Origin of the sequence: Xenorhabdus szentirmaii DSM 16338, from assembly GCF_002632585.1 — a bacterium.
GTDB classification, from domain to species: domain Bacteria; phylum Pseudomonadota; class Gammaproteobacteria; order Enterobacterales; family Enterobacteriaceae; genus Xenorhabdus; species Xenorhabdus szentirmaii.
The window spans coordinates 2,109,406-2,135,386 of the sequence record NZ_NIBV01000002.1 but is presented as its reverse complement, the minus strand read 5'-3'; the positions used below and the strand labels follow the sequence as shown (position 1 = coordinate 2,135,386).

Annotated in this window: 21 protein-coding genes, 1 tRNA gene and 2 pseudogenes; 14 read left to right on the top strand and 10 right to left on the bottom strand. The window is 40.9% G+C overall.

Translation table 11 applies throughout. The features are described from left to right. Positions 1-44: 44 nt before the first annotated feature. The 4 genes from Xsze_RS18595 to Xsze_RS18580 all read right to left on the bottom strand — a co-directional run bounded on the left by Xsze_RS18595 (position 45) and on the right by Xsze_RS18580 (position 4,294). Positions 45-998, bottom strand: coding sequence for a glycosyltransferase family 9 protein (locus Xsze_RS18595; RefSeq protein WP_084616199.1), 954 nt, complete (start codon positions 996-998; stop codon positions 45-47). Positions 999-1,563: 565 nt separating this feature from the next. Beyond that, the gene (locus tag Xsze_RS18590) at positions 1,564-2,358 is read right to left on the bottom strand and encodes a sulfite exporter TauE/SafE family protein (protein ID WP_038237023.1); all 795 of its coding nucleotides are present in this window, start codon (positions 2,356-2,358) and stop codon (positions 1,564-1,566) included. Positions 2,359-2,379: 21 nt separating this feature from the next. After that, on the bottom strand, positions 2,380-3,780 hold the full coding sequence (locus tag Xsze_RS18585) for a hypothetical protein (RefSeq protein WP_038237020.1): 1,401 nt from the start codon (positions 3,778-3,780) through the stop codon (positions 2,380-2,382). Positions 3,781-4,030: 250 nt separating this feature from the next. Continuing rightward, complete coding sequence (locus Xsze_RS18580; protein ID WP_038237016.1) at positions 4,031-4,294, bottom strand: hypothetical protein; 264 nt, start codon at positions 4,292-4,294, stop codon at positions 4,031-4,033. A 582-nt stretch (positions 4,295-4,876) separates the two neighbouring features. On the opposite strand from Xsze_RS18580, the gene Xsze_RS18575 reads away from it, so the two are divergent. Then, a complete protein-coding gene (locus Xsze_RS18575) occupies positions 4,877-5,308 on the top strand; it encodes a lysis system i-spanin subunit Rz (protein WP_038237013.1) in 432 nt (143 codons plus the stop codon). Between the two features lie 75 nt (positions 5,309-5,383). On the opposite strand, the gene Xsze_RS18570 is transcribed toward Xsze_RS18575, so the two are convergent. The 4 genes and pseudogenes from Xsze_RS18570 to Xsze_RS18560 all read right to left on the bottom strand — a co-directional run bounded on the left by Xsze_RS18570 (position 5,384) and on the right by Xsze_RS18560 (position 7,324). After that, the gene (locus tag Xsze_RS18570; RefSeq protein ID WP_071991767.1) at positions 5,384-6,214 is read right to left on the bottom strand and encodes a phage tail protein; all 831 of its coding nucleotides are present in this window, start codon (positions 6,212-6,214) and stop codon (positions 5,384-5,386) included. A gap of 427 nt (positions 6,215-6,641) precedes the next feature. Next, positions 6,642-6,818 (bottom strand): annotated as a pseudogene (locus Xsze_RS23400) (integrase); the annotation flags it as partial. Between the two features lie 116 nt (positions 6,819-6,934). Further along, positions 6,935-7,115 (bottom strand): annotated as a pseudogene (locus tag Xsze_RS23395) (Arm DNA-binding domain-containing protein); the annotation flags it as partial. A gap of 134 nt (positions 7,116-7,249) precedes the next feature. Beyond that, positions 7,250-7,324, bottom strand: a tRNA-Arg gene (locus tag Xsze_RS18560). A gap of 188 nt (positions 7,325-7,512) precedes the next feature. Between Xsze_RS18560 and Xsze_RS18555 the strand changes: the two genes are divergently transcribed. The 3 genes from Xsze_RS18555 to mlaA all read left to right on the top strand — a co-directional run bounded on the left by Xsze_RS18555 (position 7,513) and on the right by mlaA (position 10,370). Further along, complete coding sequence (locus Xsze_RS18555) at positions 7,513-8,688, top strand: tyrosine-type recombinase/integrase (protein ID WP_038237007.1); 1,176 nt, start codon at positions 7,513-7,515, stop codon at positions 8,686-8,688. Positions 8,689-9,293: 605 nt separating this feature from the next. After that, positions 9,294-9,548, top strand: a complete 255-nt coding sequence (locus Xsze_RS18550; protein ID WP_038237004.1) for a hypothetical protein — start codon at positions 9,294-9,296, stop codon at positions 9,546-9,548. A 69-nt stretch (positions 9,549-9,617) separates the two neighbouring features. Next, positions 9,618-10,370, top strand: a complete 753-nt coding sequence (gene mlaA, locus Xsze_RS18545) for a phospholipid-binding lipoprotein MlaA (protein WP_038237060.1) — start codon at positions 9,618-9,620, stop codon at positions 10,368-10,370. Positions 10,371-10,443: 73 nt separating this feature from the next. On the opposite strand, the gene fadL is transcribed toward mlaA, so the two are convergent. Continuing rightward, complete coding sequence (gene fadL, locus Xsze_RS18540; protein WP_038237002.1) at positions 10,444-11,748, bottom strand: long-chain fatty acid transporter FadL; 1,305 nt, start codon at positions 11,746-11,748, stop codon at positions 10,444-10,446. A 350-nt stretch (positions 11,749-12,098) separates the two neighbouring features. On the opposite strand from fadL, the gene Xsze_RS18535 reads away from it, so the two are divergent. The 4 genes from Xsze_RS18535 (at position 12,099) to sixA (ending at position 16,972) form a co-directional block, all read left to right on the top strand. Beyond that, positions 12,099-12,395 (top strand): YfcZ/YiiS family protein, encoded by a 297-nt coding sequence (locus Xsze_RS18535; protein ID WP_084616197.1) that lies wholly within the window; start codon positions 12,099-12,101, stop codon positions 12,393-12,395. Between the two features lie 295 nt (positions 12,396-12,690). Further along, positions 12,691-14,001 (top strand): acetyl-CoA C-acyltransferase FadI, encoded by a 1,311-nt coding sequence (gene fadI, locus Xsze_RS18530; protein WP_038237000.1) that lies wholly within the window; start codon positions 12,691-12,693, stop codon positions 13,999-14,001. Next, a complete protein-coding gene (gene fadJ / locus Xsze_RS18525) occupies positions 14,001-16,178 on the top strand; it encodes a fatty acid oxidation complex subunit alpha FadJ (protein WP_038236998.1) in 2,178 nt (725 codons plus the stop codon). Before fadI ends, fadJ begins: the two co-directional genes overlap by 1 nt. Positions 16,179-16,489: 311 nt before the next feature. Then, positions 16,490-16,972 (top strand): phosphohistidine phosphatase SixA, encoded by a 483-nt coding sequence (gene sixA / locus Xsze_RS18520; RefSeq protein WP_038236996.1) that lies wholly within the window; start codon positions 16,490-16,492, stop codon positions 16,970-16,972. 32 nt (positions 16,973-17,004) lie between these two features. On the opposite strand, the gene smrB is transcribed toward sixA, so the two are convergent. Beyond that, positions 17,005-17,544, bottom strand: a complete 540-nt coding sequence (smrB, locus tag Xsze_RS18515) for an endonuclease SmrB (protein WP_176553679.1) — start codon at positions 17,542-17,544, stop codon at positions 17,005-17,007. A 184-nt stretch (positions 17,545-17,728) separates the two neighbouring features. On the opposite strand from smrB, the gene hutI reads away from it, so the two are divergent. The 6 genes from hutI to Xsze_RS18485 all read left to right on the top strand — a co-directional run bounded on the left by hutI (position 17,729) and on the right by Xsze_RS18485 (position 25,778). Then, the gene (hutI, locus tag Xsze_RS18510) at positions 17,729-19,030 is read left to right on the top strand and encodes an imidazolonepropionase (protein ID WP_051462361.1); all 1,302 of its coding nucleotides are present in this window, start codon (positions 17,729-17,731) and stop codon (positions 19,028-19,030) included. Between the two features lie 53 nt (positions 19,031-19,083). Continuing rightward, positions 19,084-20,043 (top strand): formimidoylglutamase, encoded by a 960-nt coding sequence (gene hutG / locus Xsze_RS18505; protein ID WP_038236990.1) that lies wholly within the window; start codon positions 19,084-19,086, stop codon positions 20,041-20,043. Positions 20,044-20,063: 20 nt separating this feature from the next. Next, positions 20,064-20,795: a histidine utilization transcriptional repressor HutC gene (gene hutC / locus Xsze_RS18500; RefSeq protein WP_038236987.1), complete on the top strand. Its 732-nt coding sequence runs from the start codon at positions 20,064-20,066 to the stop codon at positions 20,793-20,795. A 289-nt stretch (positions 20,796-21,084) separates the two neighbouring features. Continuing rightward, positions 21,085-22,764, top strand: coding sequence for a urocanate hydratase (gene hutU, locus Xsze_RS18495; protein ID WP_209435275.1), 1,680 nt, complete (start codon positions 21,085-21,087; stop codon positions 22,762-22,764). A gap of 14 nt (positions 22,765-22,778) precedes the next feature. Further along, positions 22,779-24,311, top strand: coding sequence for a histidine ammonia-lyase (gene hutH, locus Xsze_RS18490; RefSeq protein WP_038236983.1), 1,533 nt, complete (start codon positions 22,779-22,781; stop codon positions 24,309-24,311). A gap of 93 nt (positions 24,312-24,404) precedes the next feature. Further along, the gene (locus tag Xsze_RS18485; RefSeq protein WP_038236981.1) at positions 24,405-25,778 is read left to right on the top strand and encodes an amino acid permease; all 1,374 of its coding nucleotides are present in this window, start codon (positions 24,405-24,407) and stop codon (positions 25,776-25,778) included. Positions 25,779-25,981: the final 203 nt, after the last annotated feature.

Below are 25,981 nucleotides of genomic sequence, written 5' to 3'. Positions count from 1 at the left end.
AATCATCGCCACCTTAAATGATGGCGAGTTTATTTGTCATGGAGTTATTTCTTGTTTTCAAGTAAAGAAAAAATAGATGAACATATTTTCTTCAAATAAATATTATTAACATTTTCAGGATGGTACAAAGTTATACAATGATTTTCAATTGCTAAAGGCGCCCAGTTTTCAGGTCTTGTCACGCCATAAAGAGCGACAAGTTTTTTTTGCAGTGCGGCAGCTAAATGACATATCCCACCATCCCCCACAACAATTAGGGTCATATTATCCAATAAAGTTAAAAAAGAATCGAGAGAATTGGATATAACAATCTCACAATGTTTTCCTATGCGGGACTTTAAATCTTCCGCTAAAAAAATATCATGCTTAAGTGAGGAAATGACGAATTTTGCGTTTGGATAACAATCATGTATTTTTTGTGCTATTAATGTGAGCTTTTCATTGTTTATCAAACTATTTTTACGGTTGTTAGAAACGGAAAATAAAATAGTAGGGAAATCTAAATCAGTGACCTGATTTGTTTTTTCAAGGGTAATACAGGGAAGAATTGATGGAGATAATTTTGTCTCGTTAGGTGAAAATGTGCGTAATACTTTTAATGCCTGATGGTAACCATTAACTTGTTCTTGCTTTACAGGATTGTTAATTAATTTAGAATGCCAATGTTTATCTGAAACAACAGCATAACGATTTTTAGCCCCCAATAGCCATAAGAATAGATTATTTAATTTCATCGGGGTTGGTTTAGCTGAGATTGCGATGTCGAATCTATTCTTTCGAAATTTTAATGCTGTTCTTAAAACAGCCAAATATTTATTCCCTTTAGGGATAACATTGATGTTTATACCGGGCATTAAATAATGGGCAAGCTCAATATTATCAGGGTTGATAAACAAACTTATTTCAGCGTTTTGATATTTTTCTTGTAAAAACTTTATTAATGGCTGAGTACAAATGAGATCACCAAGTCCATTCCTACGTAATATGGCTATTTTCATATTTTGTTATTTTTAAAAAATAATTTTTACAGTTTATGATTTTCCTGATTATAACTAAAAACAAAGAATAATAGTATTATCTTTTTTCACTTGGTGTAAATTCCTTGATGGCTCTTTTGGGTTATTTTTATAATTTACTGATTGATAACAAAAAAATTCATATGGCTTATTTTTTAAATGAGTTCAAAAGATGATTTTTTGTATAATAATGCTCATTGATTTGTTGGAGTGAGAACATTCCCTCTATCGTGTTAACACAAAATGCGTGGCTTACTACAAGATTTCTTATTAAATGATACTGGAGAAATAACGAGAGATAATGACATTGATTTACAGTACATTGTTAATTTATGCAGGGATTGCGTCAGGTGTATTGGTTATCCATTGGAATTTTATCCATGTATATCTAAATGAAAGCTTAAAGAGAAAAAAGATCTAATGATTTCATAAAAACCTCTTTTTAAAAAATGACTAACTTCCAGATAATTTTAGCGCATTCAGATTCAGTATATGAAGATGCGTCTCTTTCGTCTTGCAAGGCACATCTTCATGTTAATTGCGTATATTATGAAATAAGCATACTTACCCCAATGACATACAACAATATCGTAAAGGATATTTTTAATTTTCGTTCAGGGAGAATGTTAGCTAACTTAGCTCCCAGCAATGCTCCCGGTATTGTTGGTATCATAAATAACCATAGGTATTTATAATTCAAAAAACCTATATTTCCTGGTGGTAAATTATCTTGATTTAAGCCAAGTGATATCATAAAAATAAGCACAAATATAGAATAAAGCCAGACTACAACAGTTGTTGTACCTATGGATTTTTTTATATTCAAGCCGATATTTTCATAGTACGGAACAGCAAATGAAGCTGATCCAGATAAAGTTGATATCAATCCTAAAATAAAACTCCCTAAATAACGAAATGACCCGCTGCGAGTAACATTTATATTATTTGTAGAAGCGTGTGAAGCAAGTTTCTGTGTTGATCTTATAGCTAACAATAATGTTGCTATAGAAAAAAAATATATAGCCACCTGACTTGAAATATAGCTCATAACAAAGCACCCCAGCACCGAACCTATTATAACTAACGGTGCTGACCATTTTAGAACATTCCAATCAATGTGATTGTACCGGTGATGTTTAAAAATAGCCACTAACCCGGATACCATCAAAGATGCAATCATCGTTGTAATACTTGTTTGCATAATATGACTGGAGCCTGGATTTGCATGGGATAAAAATAGATAAATTGTTGGTGTAAAAATGAGACCTGCACCACCGCCAAAGAGCCCGGATAGAATACTTCCAACCAATGCGGATACTATGATTAATATTTCTATATACATATATGTACCTTGAGTTAACACTTATTCATGAATAAGCCAATCTCTACATGAAATAGCCCGCTTAAACAATGCGTCATCATTTGGGTTATCTAACATAAAGTAGCTATTTTGAACTAATTCACGCCTTACTAATTCAGGATCTAATTTATCTTGAAATAATCTTGTTGCAGAGTGGAGTCCTCGATTGATGCCCAATCCGTGCCGAAAATCCGTACTGCTCAAACTATCACCTACAGCACAGGCTGTCACTGAGTGTACTTGGCTATGTGAATCATGGTCATTATCTTCATTCGAATATATAAGTTTAATATTTGTTTGTACTTTATTTGTTGATAACCACCGCTCCGCTCTAGAAGGTACAAAAACAATTCTGATTTTCTCTAAATCTAAAGTATTTTCTTCTAGATTAGTATATAGATTTTCTATAGTGGTTTCTTTATTTATTATTTTACGAATGACTAGGGCAAGATTATCTGCTTCTAACCAATTAAAACCTTTTAAGTAATTGATGAAATCTAACCCATTAATACCATGCAACTTCCCTTTTTTAATCGTACTGAATAGTTCTACTGCTCGTTTATATAAACAGTGTTCTTTCTGGAGAGAGGTAATCTTTTTTAAAAATGGAGGCAATTTAATTGAAAAAGGTGTTTTGTCCAATTTTAAAAATGGAACTTTTATTCCCTTAGGATTTATGGAATATCCACATTCCTCAAAAAAATCATTAAACTCATCTGAGGGATAAGAAAACTCAGCTACAGATGAATTTCCTTCACTGAAAAAAAGTGTATTTTCATGGCAATCATGGAATTCAATTTCCTTAATTTCAACATGATTAATTTCATGTTCTGGCCATGTTATTTTTAGCGCTGAACCATACTCATTTTCAATCTCAAAATTAATTCCTATTGTTTTATTCATTAAAACAGAATGATATCCAGTTGCATCCAAAATGAACTCTGGTTGTAAATTTTCTAAAATTTTATTGCCTTCGTTCTTGTCTGATCCTACAGAAATAGAAATGACATTATTATCAGAAGACATTTCTTTCATTTTCATCATGAAAAAACGATTTTTATAATATTTTTCAATATGCTCTAATATGGTACATTGTATATTCTTGATACTCATATGATCTAAGTCATGATACTTTTTCCGATGCTCTTCATAATCTTCTTTAAGTACCCCATGAGGGCATTTTGGTGTCATCTCTGGAAGAGTTGGAAGAGAAAAAAGGTTTCTGTGGAATTGTACGACCATTGACCTTTCAGCCCATCCTTTAAGTGAGTGAACTGAAGTTAACCGTTTTTCTAAAACCAGTACGTTGTCAGCAAAGTTGTTTTCTAATATTTTAAAAGCAGAAAACAATCCAATGGGCCCAGCACCTAAAATGATAACCGTTTTATATTTTTTATTACTCATATATTTTCCCTACCGCTTAAATGACTATCCTCATCATACTTAAAGACACATTTACTCTCTTCCGCATGGCAGAATATAGTAAGTTTTTTCGCCTTGTAGGTTGCATCTTTAAGTTAAAGATGTATCTTTGAAAAAAATCATCATTGATTTATGAAATTAATGTTAATTTAGTTAATATAAAATGTAAAGAATTAACTTTGTAGATCATTTCTCTATGATTAGTTAAATGCCTTACCATAACAGTGAGGCTTCAATATGTAGTACTTCTTACACCGCAGGAGATAAAAAATATTCCTGCCATTTTGAAAATAGTATTTAGAATGTTCAAGTTGAGATCAAAAAATACACTAACCTCTCTAGCTTCTTTCACCATTGAAGAGAAATAAGCTTCATGAATCACGTTAATGTTAGTTTCTGTCGTACCAGTGTTTTTTGCTATTGTGAAATGGAGTCTTGCTGCTTCAGTAGGTTCTTTAGTTTGTTTAATGGCAAAATGTAAATCATGCTCTGCCAATGTTTGCACTGGCAGAATTAGAAGAGTGAAGCATGATATAAACCAATACTAAATAGCTATTACAGAATCTTTTTGGTGATGATAAGGCTCAAGAATGGAATTATTCTTCAGCTTGATTTGATGATTTTCAGGCTTCATCTTATTTATTACAAGAATTTAAAGAAAATATGATAATTTTTGTATAAAATAGAGCTGTTTTTAGATTTTGTTTGGAGTGGTGTTGTAGGAATAACAGTTCAAGTAAAAGTATGAAGCTATGTTGTTTTTGCTATTCCCTCCAGCAGATAATTAAGGCATTTCATGAAAGCAAGGAATTTTGCATATTATAAGCGCTTTTTGTTATGGAAGGTTACATAATGATTGTTGACGGGCTGCTGGGTGTTTAGTCTCAGCACAGGAGCGGTAAGCAGCCATATTCCGATGATGTTTTTACAAAGGCATATGAACTCCTATGAAAGATCATTATCTGTCTGGGCTTCTGTTCCTGTCTGCCTTCATTTTGTCAGTTTTAGGCGTGAAGAATTGGGAATAGTTTTTGATCATTGAAGGGCTGTTGTCTTTGATTAAATTAGTGTTACGGCGATGAAGTGGAAAATAAAAGCTATCGCGATGATAACTTGCGTTATTCTGATGGGTTCCGCTGTCCATTTCATCTACTCCGTGTATACAGAGAGTGGACAGCTGACTGCCGATAATGAATCACTGAACACTCAGTTATCAGAAAAAAACGCCCTCATCACCAGCCAGGAAGCCGGCATCCAGCATCTTGCAGAACTGAATGCCACCCGTTTACAGGAACTCGTCAATGCCAAATCTAAAATCACTCAACTTCGCGATAATTTGCACACTCATGTTAAGCGAGTGTATGTCAAAGTCGATGCCCTGTGTCTGAAACCCCTTCCTCCTCCGGCTTGGATGGTTCAGGACCCGCCCGACTGGAGAAAGACGCTGAACAGGATTATGTACATCTCCTCGGAGAACTTGAAACCCTCCAAGCCCAGTACCTTGGACTGAGGGACTAAAGTGAGTCTGTGGAATTAATGAATGATAAACCCACATAAAATTGTGGGTTTAATTGTCATATCGGAGTTAAGCAGCTCTTACTATGTAATTGAATGCGATATTACGGGGACGAACACGGAATGAAGCTAAAGATACTCCACCACCTGACTGTAAATCGGTTCTTAGATATGGGCCACTAGAAATTACAGGGTCCTCATAATCGGATGCCATAAAGTCTTTCAGACTTGGTTTATACGATTTTACTGGTGGAGTAACTAAAGTACCGGTTGTGTCACTATAGGCATAACTATAAACCGATGGTAATAAGGTTGCTTGCTGTTTCGACAGCAATGTACGTTTTGGATCAATTGTCCCTTCACTATCCCAGCCACGAATAAACTCACCGCGTAAATCAGGCAGTACACCAGACGGATAGGCAAAAGCGAGTCTTGGATATTTTGCTTTATCGAATGAGTTACCATTACATATCAACCATCCTTCTGGTGGGTTTTCTGTCGGCCAAGGAACGGGAACACCGATAGGTAATATAGATCCTTCTGCCAGCCCAAGGTTTTTAACAAACTCATCTTTATCTGGAATATCTGCCCCGTTCAGGCCTTTTTCTAAGCGAGTATTAGCATTGCCATTTGCATTATTAGCATTCTCGTTTGCATTATCAGCATTTTGATTGGCTGCACTAGCTAAATCATATGCTGTTTTTATTGCTTTTGGGGTCGATGCGGCCGTTTCGCTATTGCTATTAACATCATTACTTAGAGACACTAATCCCTTGTCTTTTAGAGTTGCATCTGGATGATTACGACTTGCGGCATGTTCTTCAATTGCGTCTCTAATGGCTTTTCTGACATCGTCCATTGTTGGAACCGTTACGGAGCTATTACTGTCTTGTGTACTCATATTTATTCCCTCATTTAATCAACAATAGATATTGCTAAGTAACATGAAGGCGGTGGAATACTTCTCCGCCTGTGAATATCAATAAATAGGTTCATCAATACAAGAGTACGGCTTATTATTTGATAGATAGTATATTTCGATGGGAGGATGACATCAAATGACAGGTGGGGGAATTAATAGAATTTGTTAGATCACTGATAAAGCCGGGTGAAATAAAAGTGGGATTTTCCGTCTTTTAACCCCTTGCTTTCATTAAATCTCTGGTTCTCTAATGGAAATAATAAAAATCAATAAGTTACATTAAAGAGGGGAATTATCCTCTTTAACTCATTAATAATATCCCATCCTCCAATGATGGGTGGAATGTCATTATATAGGTAGATACGGGATTACCTATGTAAAAGGGTAGATTTCTGCCCTTTGGGAATTACTTTATTCCTGATATATTGTCAATATAATCAGCAAACCACTGCATCATTTCAAAGCGTTTATCAAGTTACTGTGCATGGTTGTATATGTCATGGATGCTATTGTGGTCAACATGCGCCAATTGGCGCTCAATCAAATCATAACCAAATCCATGCTGGTGCTGAATTGATACCATTCGCAATAGATAGATGAGAAAGTGTTTTTCGATTTCTCTGTGTGTTTTTCTTTTTTAGATATATTTATTCCGTGAGCCAATTCTTTTTAATGTAAAGACCCTACTCCTTTCTTCAGAGAGGGATATTTCAGGATATTTACCCACTGTATGAATTTTTTCTTTGCCATCAAATTGGTAACGTAATTGTCATACCTTTTTACCAGATAATGGAATATATAGATAAAGGCCATTGCTATCTGATAATCGATAGGATTTTTCTTTTGGTTTTGCTGAATCAACCTGTTTTACAGTGAACATTGGGTAAAAAATTTACCCAAATAAGAGTGCGGCTGTCAACGAACTAATGCGAATTACTACGAATGGTTACTTTTATGAGGCTATGATATTTAAGGGATTCTTCGAACGGGTAAGAGCTACTGCGGACTATCGACTGGCGTCCCCTGCAGGAATCGAACCTACAACTAGCCCTTAGGAGGGGCTCGTTATATCCATTTAACTAAGGGGACTCTTTTTGATATAGCTTTAACTTGTTTCGAGCTGTTTTCAGCTTACCTCTTTCTACCTGTTTTAATCAAGTTTTTTCCTTTGTTTCATTTTATTCTTTCTGGCTTTGAGTTACTTACTGTTCGTTTACTTGCCATTGTGTACATATTGAGTACATAATCACGATCCAACTTGTGTACAGGTTATAATTATGTCGCTGAACAACACTGAGCTATGTGGCATTCATAACAAGCCTTATGCAGGCAAGCCTGAGTTAACCGATGGTGATGGTCTGAGTGTCAGGATTACACCAAATGGAACTATCACATTCCAGCACAGATATCGTTGGAATGGAAAACCAGTGCGCCTTACTGTTGGCCGATATCCTGAAATGTCATTATGGGATGCACGAGTAGTCGTTGGCGAAATGCGTTCATTGTATATAAAGGGGCTTGATCCTAAAACGTATTTTTCTAATTCAGCAGGAGAGGCTACGCTAAAAGATTGTCTTGATTATTGGTGGGATAAGTATGCATCTACTCTGAAACCTAATACTCAAATCCTCTATAGATCTGTTGTATACAACACGATGTATACACAATTTTCCTGTACACCCGTTGCCGGTATTCCAACGTTGTTATGGATGAAGTTTTTTGACAAACAAGAAAAAGAAAATCCCAAAAAAGCCAGAATGCTTTTAACTCAAATGCGTTCAGTGATTAACTGGTGTGTGGCGAGGCAATTTATCCCATCATGCGAAGTGATGAAACTAAATGTTAAGAATGTAGGCAGGAAGTCTGATGTAGGCGTTAGGGTATTAACGTATACGGAACTGGCTAAGGTTTGGCTAGCTCTGGAAAATAACAACGTTGTGTCATCGAATAAGGCGTTACATCAATTGCTTTTGTTGTGGGGAGCCAGCCTTTCTGAGTTGAGGCTATCAACAGCCAGAGAATTTAATATGCGTGATCTGATATGGCGCATTCCGGTGGTTCATTCAAAAATGGGTAATGTAATTAGAAGGCCCATATTTGAACATGTGCTTCCCTATATGGAAAGGTTATTAAATATGGGGAATGATATTTTATTTCCCGGGCAGACGCTGAATAAAGCTATAGACAGATCATCAGCAAATCTCTATATGAACAAGCTAAGGAAGTCGATTGATATCCCTGAATGGCGCACACATGACTTTAGGCGCTCTCTGGCAACTCATTTATCCAATGAAGGAATTGCGCCCCATGTCATTGAAAAAATGCTAGGGCATGAGTTAGTTGGGGGAATGGCTGTATATAATAAGCACGATTGGATTGATGAGCAGAAAGCAGCATATGAATTATATGCGGATAAAATATTTTGGCATGTTAATCAACTTAAGAACAGTTAACTCAACTTTTATCTTCCATTTGCATATAGCGGACAGGTTATATCGAGTGGTAAAATTTAATGCAAATCTAAAAATTAATTTTTTAGCGATTTTATGTTAAAAATAACATCAAGCAAAATGAAAGGAATGGTAATAGTATTATAGGCAATAAGAAGAAGAGGGTGCATGCCACACATACGATCTTGCTTACTTTGCTAATTTTTTCTGCTTGCCATAAATTCGAAAAATGCGCCTGTTGGAACAAAAATATACCAATAAGCCCAACCCAAAAAAGAGTAAAGACAGAGATAAAAGAATAATATGACTATTAGTTTTTCCATTGTTCCCTCATTGATTTTATTTTTCATTCCGTGAATATGTTGGAGAATTCATCACAGTTTACTCGTAAATATTCTGGAGTCAAAATCATTCTTTGCAGTGGGAATTTGAATTAAGTAATGTCAATGGGTTTTTATAAACAGGATTGAATGACCTTTATTAATAAATAATAATCAGGTGGTTTGTACCTGAAATAAATAAGTTAGAGAATAATATCGGGAATAAATGTCATGTTAATTTCAACTAATATCAGAACAACATAAAACTACACCTGTTGGTTTTTTCCTATGAGTAATCTTCTGAATGTATCTAGAAAACAAGTTGAACTAAACTTGGGTATTGTTATAGCGATAAGTGGTGTTATCAAGGCTGCTTATAGCGTGGAACGGAAATTTACTTTTATCTCTAATATGCATTTCCCTAAGAAAATGGTAAAAACCGGCAAGCCCGTTTTTACCGTAGATAAGCCAGTAAGACCTGTTTGCCTATATAATCACCACTCTTTTAGATTACCATTAATGAAAAAATGGCAGTATATTTAACACATTGGGTACATTGAACTGTATAGGATGTGAGAATCAATGTCTAAAAATAATTATGTGGAGAACAATATGAAGTATCGTCTGAGCGGGGTTGCTCTTACAGCAGTTTTACTGGTGGGATGTGCCAGTTCATCGAATTCAGTAGAACAAGGGCGCTCTGATCCGCTGGAAGGGTTTAACCGTACAATGTTCAACTTTAATTATGATGTTCTCGATCCTTACGTTCTACGGCCTGTTGCTGTTGCCTGGCGTGATTATGTTCCTGTGCCTGCACGAAATGGCATCAGAAATTTTATGAGCAATCTTGAAGAACCCGCCAGCATGGTTAACAGTTTCTTGCGTGGTAATGTCTATGAAGGTGCAAAGCATTTTAACCGCTTCTTTTTAAATACCCTGTTTGGCATGGGCGGATTTATTGATGTTGCCTCAATGGCCAATCCGAAATTGGCAAAAGAAGATCCGATGCGTTTTGGTAGTACATTAGGGCATTATAATGTGGGGTATGGGCCATATGTTGTTTTGCCCGGTTACGGTAGTTTTACTCTACGTGATGAAGGCGGTAATTTTGCAGATATGACTTATCCTGTGCTGAGTTATTTCACGGGGTGGATGTCGGTAGGCAAATGGGTCGTTGAGGGAGTAGAAACGCGCGCCCGTTTACTGGATTCTGACGGATTGCTGAAAAATTCTTCAGATCCTTATTTGATGATGCGAGATGCTTACTTCCAACGCCATGATTTTATGGCTAATGGTGGTAAATTGGAACCAGAAGAAAACCCGAATGCAGCAAGTATTCAGGATGAATTGGATTCCATCGATTAATTGGAAATCCATAGTAAAAAGGATAGCTCGGGGCTATCCTTTTTAGATTATTGCATTCAGTCAGACACGATCATTAGAACGTATAGTTAAAGTTCACGCCATACAGCCATGCGGTTCCTTTAGAATGGAACGGATATGATGGCCCTGGTACATCATCTTTCAGCTTCTCATTGACAGCGACTTTTTTACCGCGCATATAGGAAACACCGACATCTACAGATGCATCCTTATTGAATGCGTAAGTAGTTCCGACGCTGAACCAGTAACGATCTTGGTCAGGGATCGAAATAGAGCGGTTTTTGGCAGGGATAGGGCTTTCATCGAAAGCAACACCAGTACGGAATGTCCAGTTATCGTCATGGTAATAAGTGGTACCCAGCGAGATACGGTATGCATCGCGGAAACCCTCGTGTTTTGTAAACGCGTCATTGCCTGTATCATTTCTGGTTGCGTGTAATTCTTTGAATTCGCTCCAGCCTGTATACAACAAGCTATAATGAATGGCCCATTGTGGTGCAACGCGGTTATAACCCGAGACTTCCCACATATCCGGCAGGTTCAGATCCAGTTTGCCTTTAATTGTCCTGCCATCAGTACCATTCGGAAATTTATCTTCTGGTAAAACACTGCGGTAATCCCCACTGTTAAATTTCACTTTGACTTTAGAGCGGTAAGTCAGGCTGTAACGGTTATTTTCATCATACTGATACAGGAGGCCCGCATTCCAGCCATAACCCCAATCGGTGCCATCTAATTTAGCGACTTCATCAGTTGGGGAAATATTGCGTTTTGCTGCCAAGGATAAAAGAGGAGAAGTTTCTCCTGCATGGCGGGTGATCGTTGCATCAGCGTAAACCGCATTGATACCTAAACCAAAGCTGAACTGGTTATTAAATTTGTAAGCGCCACTTAGGTTAAAGTTTACGGTTTTCAGATCAGTTTTACCGCCGATCGGGCCAGCAGTATAGTTATTGCTGAATTTGGTTGCCAAACCGAAATTAGAAGTCGTTGACGCACCAATATACCACTGCTCGTTGATTGGTGTAATAAAATGCAGGTTTGGCACCCAAGCATTTGGTGCAATGTTTTTTGCATCGGTACTTGCACCACTTGCCGGGGATTTACCGGTAATATCAACTTTTGGGTTGACGTAAATGAAGCCACCTGAGAAGGATGGGCTGTTAAATAAAGTCATGGCTGCTGGGTTGCGGCTGCCTTCAGAAGCGTTGTCCGCAACAACACCAGCTCCAGAAAATGCCCGACCTAGTCCTGATGTTGAATACTCATTCAATTGGAAACCAGCAGCACTAGCATTAGATGAAATAACTGCGACCGCCACTGCTAACGCTGAACGTGTAAATAGGTTTTTCTGGCTCATAACCAAAACCTCATTGTTTAATTATTATTACATGCTACTCAAGTAGCTGAGAGCGCGGGATTGTAGAGTCGATTTGTCATAATGGCAAATCAGACCAGTGCATCGAGTATAGGCCTGATAATAGAATATGTTGCAAGAATGTTTTCAAAATATGACTAAAATGATTACTAAAATGGGACTTGCTTAACAAAAAAACAGCAGTATATGTGAATGGAATGTAACAAAGTCTTTTAAAGGTGATGAGATCAATAAATAGTTAAATAAATGCGCTAATACAGCAATAACTCTGGTTATTTGCTGCGGGTGCAACGTAAAATTATCAGAAATTTTTGATAGTTGGAGAAATAAAAATGTCTGATGCGATTAACCGTTGCAATGCAGAGGAAACCGCCGCTTGCTGTTGTGTTGATGTGGGAACGATCATTGATAATGAAGATTGCACTGCTTCTTATCAGTGTTTTTTTTCTGATGAAAAAGAGGCCGGGATTATGCTTAATTCATTGACTGAAAAGGCAAAAAAAGTGGAATCGGCCCCCTGCATCATCCATCATAAAATGGAAGTTGTTGAAGGTGGCGTGCAGTTATCAATGGATTTTATTTTTAGCTGTCAGGCAGAAGCCCTGATTTTTCAGCTAGGATTGCGCTAATTCGTTCTGAGTCCCAATTTTCCCATTGTTTTATGCCCTTAAAGCGGTGGGGAAATTGCGTGTCAATGATTGTAAATAATGGTTTTTCTTTGTATTTCTATCGCATATTTCCTATCCAAGTTGTATATATTATAAATACTTTAAAGTTGCGCTTGCTCGCATTTTTAGTTTATTCCTGTTTGCTATTTTTCAACATTACGTTAACAATGCTCCATCAGGTCTGACCTCTTGTGAGGTAAGTAAATGTTCTTAATCAATCAATTGATTTAATTCATGATTATTGTCAGGAGTTGCTATGGGTCGTTCTTCAACAAAGGTAATACAGCAAAAGGAACGGGTTGCGATTGTCAGTGGATTGCGTATCCCTTTTGCGAAACAGGCAACTTTATACCACGGGATTCCGGCCGTCGATTTGGGAAAATCTGTTGTCAGTGAGCTGGTCATCAGAAGCGGTTTGTCGCCTGAGAAGATCGACCAATTGGTTTTTGGTCAGGTTGTGCAAATGCCGGAAGCGCCAAACATTGCAAGGGAAATCGTTCTGGGGGCAGGGTTAAGTGTACGCACTGATGCCTATAGTGTCTCCCGTGCTTGTGCAACGAGTTTTCAGGCAATTGCCAATGTGGCTGAAAGTATTATGGCGGGAACGGTCAATGTCGGCATTGCCGGGGGGGCTGATTCCTCATCTGTTTTGCCGATTGGTGTGACCAAAACATTGGCTCGTACTTTAGTTGATATGAATAAAGCCAAGGGCTTGTCTCAAAGACTAAAGTTATTCAGTCGATTAAAATTGCGTGATCTATTACCCGTATCTCCTGCTGTTGCTGAATATTCCACAGGTTTGAGGATGGGAGATACAGCGGAGCAAATGGCAAAAACCTATCATATTAGCCGTGAGGCTCAGGATGAATTGGCTCACCGTTCTCATGTATTGGCGGCTAAGGCTTGGGAACAGGGCTTGTTCAAAAATGAAATTGTCTCGCCACATTTTCCGCCATACCGTGAAACTCTGACAGAAGATAATAATATTCGAAAAAATTCTGTTCTATCCTCTTATGCTAAATTACGTCCGGCCTTTGATCGCAAACACGGTACTGTTACGGCAGCGAACAGCACACCGCTGACTGATGGTGCAGCTGCTGTGATGTTGATGCGTGAATCGATTGCCAAAGAATTGGGAATGACCCCGTTAGGCTATTTACGCAGTTATGCGTTTTCTGCAATTGATGTTTGGCAAGATATGTTGCTGGGGCCATCCTATGCGACGCCACTCGCCTTGGAGCGTGCCGGTATCACCTTGAATGAACTGACACTTATCGACATGCACGAAGCTTTTGCGGCTCAGACATTGGCGAATTTAAAAATGTTTGCCAGTGAAAAATTTGCCCGAGAAAAATTGGGCCGTAGCCAAGCAATAGGTGAAGTGGATATGGATAAATTTAATGTATTGGGTGGCTCAATCGCCTACGGTCATCCCTTTGCTGCAACAGGGGCGCGAATGGTTACCCAGACACTGAATGAATTGCGTCGCCGTGGTGGAGGGCTTGGGCTAACAACGGCCTGTGCCGCAGGTGGGTTAGGTACAGCAATGGTATTGGAGGTGGAATAATGGCTCAGGCTGAACAAGAAACCGTCATGTCAACGGCACAACGCGAGCAATCGGTATTCAATTTTTCTGTCAGGGATGACAAGGTAGGTATCATTACCATTGATGTGCCTGGTGAGAAAGTAAATACACTGAAAGCCGAGTTTGTTGAACAGTTTTTGAAAATGTTTGAGGAAGCTCAACAGACGTCCGGCCTGAAAGGGTTGGTAATTATATCCGGCAAACCAGATACGTTCATTGCTGGTGCAGATATCAGCATGATAGCAGGTTGTAAAACTCAGGAAGAAGCAACGGCATTGGCTGAAAAAGGTCAAAAGCTGTTTGCCCAGATTGCCAATTATCCTTTGCCTGTGGTAGCCGCCATTCATGGAGTATGTTTGGGGGGAGGATTAGAACTGGCATTGGCTTGCCACGCCCGAATTTGTTCTTTGGATGATAAAACACGTTTGGGGTTGCCGGAGGTTCAGTTAGGTTTATTGCCTGGCTCTGGAGGAACGCAGAGGCTGCCTCGTCTGATTGGTGTCAGCGCCGCTTTGGATATGATACTGACGGGCCGTCAGCTTAAGGCAAAACAAGCACAACGGTTAGGGGTTGTGGATGAGGCTGTTCCTCTGGATGTGCTGCTGGATGTTGCGGTTCAACATGTCAAAAAAGGGGTGGCTAAACGTAAGCCATTAGCTTGGTCACAGCGTATGCTGGCGAGTGCCTTGGGTCGTCCGTTGCTGTTCCAGATCGTGCATCAAAAAACACAGGCAAAAACCCATGGACATTATCCGGCACCAGAAAAAATCATTAATGTCATTCGTATTGGTTTGGAAAAAGGGCTGGAACGTGGTTTTCAGGCAGAAGCCAAAGCATTTGGTGAATTGGCAATGACTGAAGAGTCAGCGGCATTACGCGGTTTATTTTTTGCTTCAACAGCATTGAAAAATGAAACCGGTTCCTCAGAAAAACCAAGCAATATCAATAACGTAGCGATATTAGGTGGTGGGCTTATGGGGGGAGGTATTGCCAATGTCACTGCGGTGCGGGGTCATCTTCCTGTCCGAATTAAGGACATTAGTGAAAAAGGTATCAATCAGGCACTGAAATACAGCTGGGATCTGCTTTCTAAGCGAGTCAACCAGCGTCGCCTTAAATCCGGTGAGCGTACTCGCCAGATGTCTTTATTGACAGGCACGACTGATTACAGTGGATTTAAGCAAGTGGATATCGTGGTTGAAGCGGTATTTGAAGATTTGGTATTAAAACGCAAAATGGTTTCAGAAATTGAAGAAAATGCAAAGCCTGAAACTATTTTTGCTTCTAACACCTCGTCGTTACCTATCCATAAAATTGCTGAAATTGCCATTCGACCAGAGCAGGTTATTGGCCTGCATTATTTCAGCCCTGTTGACAAAATGCCTTTAGTGGAAGTTATTCCACATGCCGGAACGAGTGAAAAAACGATTGCAACCGTGGTGGCATTGGCTAAGAAGCAGGGAAAAACAGCCATTGTGGTTGGGGATAAAGCCGGATTCTATGTCAACCGAATTCTGACACCTTACATTAATGAGGCAGGTTATTGTTTAGTGGCAGGTGAGCCGATTGAACACATTGATAAGGCCTTAGTCGATTTCGGATTTCCTATTGGTCCCATCAACTTACTGGATGAAGTTGGCATTGATGTTGGTACCAAAATCATCCCCATTTTGGTAGAACAGCTGGGAGATAGATTTACAGCACCAGATATTTTGGCGGCAATTTTAAAAGATGATAGAAAAGGCAAGAAAAACGGTCGTGGTTTTTATTCATATGCGAATAAAAAGAGATCATTTTGGCCTTTGGCAAGAAAGGTTAAAGAGGTTGATGCATCTATCTATACTTTATTGAAGATAAAGCCTTCTGCCAGAATGTCATCTGCTGACATTGCCCAGCGATGCCTGATGCTTATGTTAAATGAAGCAACCCGCTGTTTGGATGAAGGCATCATCAGAAGCCCCCGTGACGGCGATATTGGTGCAGTATTTGGCATTGGGTTCCCGCCATTTCTGGGAGGACCATTCCGTTATATTGATAAACTTGGATGTGATAAGGTCGTAGAAATTTTACATCGTTTGGCCTCTCAATATGGCGAAAGATTTGTCCCTTGCGAACGTTTAGTTCAAATGACTGAACAGAAAAAGAAATTCTACGAATAACGAACGATTAACTTGTCATATTTGTTATATCGGCCTTTTTAATCTAAGGCCGATTTTTATAGTAAAAGATTTAATAACTGATTGTTTATTCTGATTTTCATTTTTCTATAAATAAAAAATAATATCAATGAAATAGTCTATATATAAATTGTTTTTAGTCGTTTTATTTGTTTTTATTTTAAGGCAGAATGCCAACTAAATGCGTTGTATTTTAAGTTTTAATTGGGTACATATAATCAATGAATAACCTTAAAAAGAGTTAATCAAGTATTAGCTTAGAATAAGGTTTACAATTAACCAGACGGTGAATTATGTATGTTTTTATTATGCGTCACGGAGATGCCGCAGTTGATTCAATGAGTGATGCAACGCGGGAGCTAACGGATCGCGGCTGTCAGGAATCCGAAAAAATGGCTCGTTGGCTTGAACAGCAATCACCTGACATTGATTGTATTCTGGTCAGCCCTTATATCAGGGCAGAGCAAACCTTAAAGAGAGTTCGTGAAGCGCTTACATTGCCAGATAATGAAGAAGTATTGAATGAATTAATACCATCAGGTGATGCTGGGCTGGTTGCCAGTTATTTGCAGGTTTTATCGATGCAGGGGCATAAAGCGGTATTGGTTATTTCTCACTTGCCGCTGGTTGGCTATTTAGTTTCTGAACTTTGTTTCGGACAAACTCCGCCAATGTTTGCGACATCCAGCATTGCCTGTGTAGAGTTGGAACATCAGACAGAGAAAGGCCGCCTGTTGTGGCAAACCTCTCCAGCGCAGTTAGCGGCACAAGCCTGACATCACACAGAATAGCCAATCAATATAGTCAGTTAACGCTGTGTCAATTCATTCATTTCGACCAAAATGAGTAATGAGGCATTACCTCCCCACTCCTTAGGAGCTTGATGGAATGCGATAATATCAGGGTGCTGAGCGAGCCACAATGGTGCTTGTTGCTTAAGAATATGTTTACCGTGACCGTGCATAACGCAGGCACAATAAACGTGTTCACGGCGACAAGCAGCTATCAGTGCGCCAATTTCTTGTTTGGCTTGTAATTGAGTTAAGCCATGTAAATCGAGAAACAACTCGGGGGAATAATCTCCGCGACGTAGTTTTTTCAATTCATAATGATTGGCATCTGGTCTGATATAGCGTGTAGGCCCTTCTGTCTCGAGATTGGGCTGGAACTCATCGGAAAAATAGTAACTGGCGTCAACCTGCTCTTGCATCAGACGTTCAGGGGCAATATGACCTATTTTTTTTCTTCTGGGTGAATGGGAGACCGTATCTTGAGTAATGCGGCGGGCTCCTGCAACAGATGTTCTGAATAGATTAATATCTTCTTCGTTTAGTAGTTTCTTCTTCATCACACATAAATTCACTAACAAATTTTGGTAAGTGTACCTGATTTTTTGTGATATTTCTTAGACGCGACTATTTTAAGTAACAAACTGTTCACAAAATAATTTGACAATCGAGTTTGGTTATAAAATAAATGTATATACAACATAACGGTTGATACTAACAAAAAACTATTACAGGACGGTAATAATGTCGATTGAATTGAAAGATACTGATGTTATCTGGCGTAACGCCAGGCTTGCCACCATGAACCCTACAATCAGACATACTGATGGCACAAGTCATTATGGATTACTGGAACACCATGATCTTATTGTCAGAAATGAAAGAATTCTGGCAATTTTGCCGACAGGCAGTATACCAATTGGGCGATGTAAAATTATTGATGTCGGACAGCGGTTAATAACGCCTGGTTTAATCGATTGTCATACTCATTTAGTTTTTGGTGGTAACCGAGCATCGGAATGGGAACAGCGTCTCAATGGGATTTCTTATGAAGAAATCAGTGCCCAAGGCGGAGGAATTAATGCCACTGTCAATGCCACTCGCAATAGCTCGGTCCGGGAACTGGAAATTGCAACCCAGAAGCGCCTCAATGCCTTGATTGCTGAAGGTGTTACAACGGTTGAAATAAAATCAGGCTATGGATTAGATTTGGAAAACGAAGAGAAACAGCTCAATGTTGTAAAAACATTGGCACAAAAAAACGCCATTGAAGTGAGCCCGACATTACTTTCAGCCCATGCTGCCCCGCCTGAATATAAACATGACTCTGATGCCTATATTGATTTGGTTTGTGATTCTATCCTTCCCACTCTTTGGCAGAAACAGTTATTCGAATCTGTAGACGTGTTTTGTGAAACGGTTGGCTTTAACCTCAATCAGACCAGACGCCTGTTTGATGCAGCAAAACGTTTGGGCATTCCCGTAAAAGGCCATGTTGAACAACTTTCTAACTTAGGTGGAAGTGAGCTGGTAGCTGAATATCGCGGTTTGTCAGTTGATCACATTGAGTATTTGGACGAAAAGGGAATTGAAGCCATCGGCCGCTCCGGCACGGTCGCCGTATTACTACCGGGAGCCTTTTATTTTCTGAAAGAAACCCAGCGCCCTCCTATTGCGCTATTGCGTCAGCACGGCATTCCCATGGCAATTTCGACGGATTTCAATCCGGGAACCAGCCCTTTTGCTTCCTTGCGTTTGATGATGAATATGGCTTGTGTACAGTTTGGTTTAACGCCGGAGGAAGCGTGGCAAGGCGTGACAATACATGCTGCTCGTGCATTGGGGCGGGCGGAGAGTCATGGTCAGCTAGTGGCAGGTTATATGGCAAATTTTGTTGTCTGGGATGCGGAAAACCCTGTTGATGTTTTATATGAGCTGGGACATAACCCGCTAATTTATCGTGTGTATCGCGGAGAAATTACACATTGTGAGCACGTATGTGAACATGTAAAAGCAGAGACAGCAACGGCGAGATGTGGCTCATAAAGAACGCGTCGTAAGTAATCACGCATAAATAAACCAGTGGCGAGGGACAGAACATGAACTTATGGCATCCAACAGCAGAGACAATTTGGCAGGGGCGAAATGATTTGGCGGAAGCAGAGAATGCCCTGCGTGTATTCCAGACAATCAAAAAACCAGACAATTTTTCTCCCGCGGAATTTCCTCATCATATTGCCCTATTAGGCTTTGAATGTGATGAAGGGGTTAAATTGAACCAAGGGCGCCCGGGGGCAAAATTAGGGCCGGAATATTTACGTCAGTCATTGGCAAATCTGGCCAGTTATGAAGGACATGATAGGTTGGTGGATTTAGGTAATATCCGCGCCAATACTGGAAAACTGGCGGAGGCACAAGATGCACTGAGTGATGTGGTCTATGAATGCCAGCAACACAACATGAAGACATTGATCTTTGGTGGTGGTCATGAAACCGCATTTGCACATGGAATGGGAATTTATCGTGCATTCCCGGCCCAGCGTGTTGGGATCATTAATTTTGATGCGCACTTGGATTTACGAAATTCACCACAGGCCACATCAGGAACGCCATTCCGTCAGCTTGCCCATTATTGTCAGCACCACCAGCGGCCATTTAATTACACCTGTGTTGGGGCAAGTCTGGCATCGAATACACAAGCATTACTGGATGAAGCCAATCATCTTGATGTCACAATCATCTGGGATACACATTGTGTCGAGCACATGCTGGATAAAGTGCAGCAGCAGCTACAAGACATCATTAATCAGGTTGATATCATTTACATGACGATCGATCTGGACGTACTACCAATTTGGCAAATGCCGGCAGTTTCCGCTCCTGCGGCGTTAGGTGTTCCATTGGAACGTTTGTTGCCGCTTGTTCAGCTTATCTGCCAGAGTAAAAAATTACAGGCAGTGGATTTGGTTGAACTCAATCCTTTGCATGATATTCAGGGAATGGGGGGTAAAGCCGCAGCCCGGCTTGCCTGGCAATTGGTACATTGGTGGAACGGATAACAAGCGAGAAGGAATTGATAGTGAGAGCCGATTCAGCAGATACATTTGTTAAACCCGTGCCCTTATATGCGAGAGTCAAGCAAACGATCGTTGAGAAAATTTATACGGGGGAATGGAAACCCCATGACAGAGTTCCTTCGGAAGCGGAATTGGTCAAACAATTCAATTGTAGCCGGATGACAGCGAACAGGGCATTGCGGGAGCTGACCGCCGAAGGTTTTTTATTCCGTTTGCAGGGTATTGGTTCATTTGTTTCTGAGCCAAAGGGACAGTCCGCTTTGTTTGAAATTCACAGTATTGCAGATGAAATTACGTCACGTTTTCATGAGCATAGCTGTAAGGTGTTAAAACTATCTGAAGTGAATACCAATATAACGCAGGCAGCGGAATTTGGTATTGCTGTAGGTACGCCAATCTATCATTCGATTATTATTCACTATGAAAATGAGGTGCCTGTACAAATTGAAGATCGCTATGTCAATGCACAGGCTGCACCAGAATATTTACGGCAAGATTTCAGCCAGCAAACGACCCATGATTATTTATCGAAAGTCGCGCCGTTGACAGAAGGTGAACATATTGTTGAAGCTGTTGCGGGAGATAGCCGTTCTTGCCGATTATTGCAAATAGAGGCAAATACGCCTTGTTTGTTAATCAGTCGTCGCACCTGGTCAAAAGAGTTTATTGTTTCCAGTGCGAAATTATTATTTCCCGGGCATCGATATAAATTAAAGGGACATTTTAGTTCCTGAATTGCCTGACAGAACGAAAAAACCTCTTTCATCCAAAAAGGAGAAAGAGGTTTTTTTTGCTCATAATTGTGAAAGCAATGTAAATTAAATGTGATTTAAAACACAAAACCAGTAAAAACATTGACCTGCGTATCACAGAAGAAACCGTTATCATCTTATTGATATCTATGATTAATGATAATATCTCCCATATTTTTGACTTTAGCTGAGTCACATTTTTCCCTATTGAATATACATGTATATACAACTATACAATTAAAAAGTTCATAACAATGAGATAGGTAAAACCGTGACGATGCAAAATAATAAATTCCGCAACGCAATCATTCGTGCCCCCAAAGGAACACAACTCACAGCAAAAAGTTGGTTGACAGAAGCACCGCTTCGGATGCTGATGAATAACCTCGATCCTGATGTAGCTGAAAATCCTAATGAATTGGTGGTTTATGGCGGGATCGGGCGTGCTGCCAGAAATTGGTCATGCTATGAGAAAATCGTTGAATCATTGAAAAATCTCGAAAATGACGAAACGCTGCTGGTACAGTCAGGCAAGCCTGTTGGTGTTTTTAAAACACATGAAAATGCTCCTCGCGTATTAATTGCCAACTCGAACCTGGTTCCGCATTGGGCGACGTGGGAACATTTTAATGAACTGGATGCCAAGGGGCTGGCAATGTATGGCCAGATGACAGCGGGAAGTTGGATATATATCGGCAGTCAAGGCATCGTTCAGGGTACTTACGAAACTTTTGTGGAGGCGGGTCGCCAACACTACAACGGTAACCTGACCGGACGTTGGGTACTGACTGCGGGCCTGGGTGGCATGGGTGGCGCACAACCATTGGCGGCAACACTGGCGGGAGCATCCTCTCTGACTATTGAATGCCAGCAAAGTCGCATTGATTTTCGTCTGCGTACCCAATATGTGGATGAACAGGCCGTTGATTTGGATGATGCTTTGGCACGTATGGAACGCTATGCCCGAGAAGGCAAGGCCGTATCCGTAGCACTGTGTGCTAATGCGGCAGAGGTTTTGCCTGAATTGGTACGCCGTGGTGTTCGTCCCGATATGGTAACCGATCAAACCAGTGCCCACGACCCACTGCATGGTTATTTGCCTGCTGGTTGGACATGGGAAGAGTATTGCCGCCGCGCAGAGACTGAACCTGAGGTTGTGATCCAAGCCGCGAAATCCTCAATGGCTGTGCATGTTGAAGCCATGTTAGCCTTCCAGAAACAGGGTGTGCCTACGTTCGATTATGGTAATAACATTCGCCAAATGGCGAAAGAATCCGGCGTTGAACGCGCATTTGATTTCCCTGGTTTTGTTCCTGCATATATTCGCCCTCTGTTTTGTCGTGGCATCGGGCCTTTCCGCTGGGCTGCACTTTCTGGCTCACCGGAAGATATTTACAAAACAGATGCCAAAGTCAAAGAGCTGTTACCTGATGACACCCATTTACATCGCTGGTTGGATATGGCGAGAGAGCGTATCAGCTTTCAGGGTTTGCCCGCGCGTATCTGTTGGGTGGGGTTAGGTGACCGTGCCAAATTGGGATTGGCATTCAACGAAATGGTGCGTACCGGAGAACTGTCTGCCCCAATCGTGATTGGCCGTGACCATTTGGATTCAGGCTCTGTCGCCAGCCCTAACCGCGAAACTGAATCCATGCAGGACGGCTCCGATGCTGTTTCTGATTGGCCGCTCCTGAATGCCTTACTGAATACCGCCAGCGGCGCAACATGGGTTTCACTGCATCATGGCGGAGGTGTTGGTATGGGATTCTCCCAACATTCCGGCATGGTCATTGTTTGTGATGGTACTGATGAAGCTGCTGAAAGGATTGCCCGTGTATTGCATAACGATCCGGCAACAGGTGTCATGCGTCATGCTGATGCAGGTTATGAGCTGGCGATTGAATGTGCAAAAGAGCAGGGTCTGAACCTGCCAATGATTGATGCAAAATAAGGAATGTTATTAAAATGAAAAACCTGACTATTCATCCCGGAAATATGACGCTTGAAGAATTGCGCCATATTTATCAGCATCCTGTCCAGATTCGTCTGGACGAGCAATGCTTCCCTGCCATTGCAAACAGTGTTGCCTGCGTGAATCGCATTATCAGCGAAAACAGAACGGCCTATGGCATTAACACCGGTTTTGGTTTGCTGGCGAATACCCGTATTGCTGAACAAGATCTGGAAGAGTTACAGCGTTCTATTGTGATGTCACACGCGGCAGGGGTGGGAGAGCCTTTGTCGGATGATATTGTCCGATTGATTATGGTGTTGAAGATCAATAGCCTTGCCCGTGGTTATTCCGGCATTCGTCTGGACGTTATTCAGGCTTTGATCACTTTGGTTAATGCTGAAGTTTATCCTTGCATTCCAAGTAAAGGTTCGGTCGGTGCTTCCGGGGATTTGGCTCCGTTGGCGCACATGAGCCTGTTATTGTTAGGTGAAGGGAAAGCCCGTTATCGTGGCGAATGGTTACCGGCAAAAGAAGCGTTGGAAAAAGCGGGACTCAAGCCCATCACTTTGGTAGCAAAAGAAGGTTTGGCATTGCTTAATGGCACACAAACTTCAACCGCGTTTGCCTTGAAAGGACTGTTTGCCGCAGAAGATTTACTTGCATCAGCCATTGTTTGTGGCTCAATGTCTGTGGAAGCGGCACTTGGTTCCCGCAAGCCATTTGATGCTCGCATCCATGAAGCGCGGGGCCAGAAAGGTCAGATTGATGTAGCCACCCTTTACCGTTTTGTGTTGGAAGAACAAAGTGGCATCTCTGAATCTCATAAAAACTGCGTGAAAGTTCAAGATCCTTATTCATTGCGTTGCCAGCCACAAGTGATGGGCGCTTGCTTAACCCAAATCCGCCACGCGGCTGATGTGATTATGGTTGAGGCCAATGCCGTTTCCGATAACCCGCTGGTATTTGCTGAAGAAGATGAAGTCATTTCTGGTGGTAATTTCCATGCAGAACCTGTTGCCATGGCATCAGATAATCTGGCTATTGCACTGGCAGAAATAGGCTCATTATCAGAGCGCCGCATTGCATTGCTGATGGACAGCAATATGTCACAATTGCCACCGTTCTTGGTTGAAAATAGTGGCGTAAACTCAGGTTTTATGATTGCACAGGTGACAGCAGCGGCTCTGGCAAGCGAAAACAAAGCGTTGTCACACCCTTCCAGCGTTGATAGTTTGCCAACTTCGGCCAACCAGGAAGATCATGTTTCCATGGCACCGGCCGCAGGCCGCCGCTTGTGGGAAATGGCTGATAATGTCCGCGGCATTTTGGCGATTGAGTGGCTGACTGCTTGTCAGGGCATGGATTTCCGCCATGGTTTGCAGGGAAGCCCGATACTGGAAAAAGCGCGTCATATTTTGCGTAATGAAGTTGCACATTATGATAAAGATCGCTTTTTTGCCCCTGATATTGATAAAGCTATTCAACTGTTGGCTGAACAGCAACTTTCTGCGTTGTTACCTGCTGGGAAAATCTTAGCAAGCTAAAGGTACAGTCACATCGTTCTAGGCCGGATAACACCGGCCTTATCGTAGTATTTATCTTTCCCAATCTAATAATAAAAGATATAAGGATAAATCATGCAAGACACTTCACAGCTTAAGCGAGGCTTAAGTGTTCGCCATATTCGGTTTATGGCACTGGGATCGGCAATAGGCACGGGTCTTTTTTATGGTTCAGCGGGAGCGATTAAAGCCGCAGGGCCGGCAGTATTACTGGCTTATATGATTGGTGGTGCTGCGGTTTTCATGGTCATGCGTGCATTGGGAGAAATGGCGGTTAATCGTTCCACACCCGGTTCTTTTTCCTATTATGCGACCCATTATTTAGGCCCTCTGGCAGGTTTTCTGACCGGGTGGACTTATGTTTTTGAAATGTTGGTTGTTTGCCTTGCTGATGTCACCGCATTTGGCATTTACATGAAACTTTGGTTTCCTCATGTCGATCAATGGATCTGGGTACTCAGCATTGTCTTTTTCATTGGTGCAATAAATCTCTGTAATGTCAAAGTATTTGGTGAGATGGAGTTCTGGCTTTCTATCATCAAAGTCGTTGCGATTATTGCCATGATTGTCGGTGGTTTTGCCATTATGAAAATGGGTTTCACACAGGAGGCCGGGTATACTGCCGTGCTGTCAAACCTATGGCAACATGGCGGATTTATGCCAAACGGCATTGCTGGAATAATTGCTTCATTTACGATTGTTATATTCGCATTTGGTGGCATTGAAGTTATCGGTATTACCGCCAGTGAAGCTAAAAATCCGGAAAAATCCATCCCACGGGCAATCAATGCTGTTCCGCTCCGTATTTTGTTGTTTTATGTCCTGACGCTGTTTGTTTTGATGTGCATCTATCCGTGGGATCAAGTAGGGCAAGATGGCAGCCCATTTGTTAAGATATTCTCTGAGCTGGGATTTGATTATGCAGCACATATTTTGAATATTGTTGTAATTACTGCGGCGATTTCTGCAATCAACAGCGATATTTTTGGGGCTGGGCGGATGATGTACGGAATGGCTCAGGAAAAACAGGCTCCTGCTTTTTTCACGAAGCTCACGAAAAACGGTGTACCATGGGTTACCGTAGTGGTTATGTCAGGGGTCTTGTTAATCGGTGTTGTTTTGAATTATTTAATTCCGGAAGATATTTTCGTCAAAATTGCTTCTCTCGCAACCTTTGCGACCGTTTGGGTGTGGTTGATGATCCTGCTGGCCCAGTACACAATGCGCCGCAAAATGTCAGCCGAAGAAGCAAAAAAACTTAAATTTCCCGTTCCTTTCTGGCCGGTAGCCCCCGTGCTGACCATTGCATTTATGGCATTTGTGATTGGCGTATTGGGATATTTCCCTAATACCCGGGTTGCATTGTATGTTGGAATTGTATGGATAGCCCTGCTGACCATCAGCTATTATTTGTGGGTGAAAAAACCGGGCAATAAAGCCATTCAATAAGACGCAATAATAGCTAATCAATCTTATACCACTCTATTCTATGTACATAGGCTATAGAGTGGTTTTTTACGTTCTAAAATACATCTTACCGGCAATGATGTGGCTGGCCGTCGAAGCTCTTTTTATTCATCCCATGTTTTGTGTATACAATTTCAACCTAAGATAATTCTTACGCTAATAAAGCTGATTTGTGTTCGGGAACA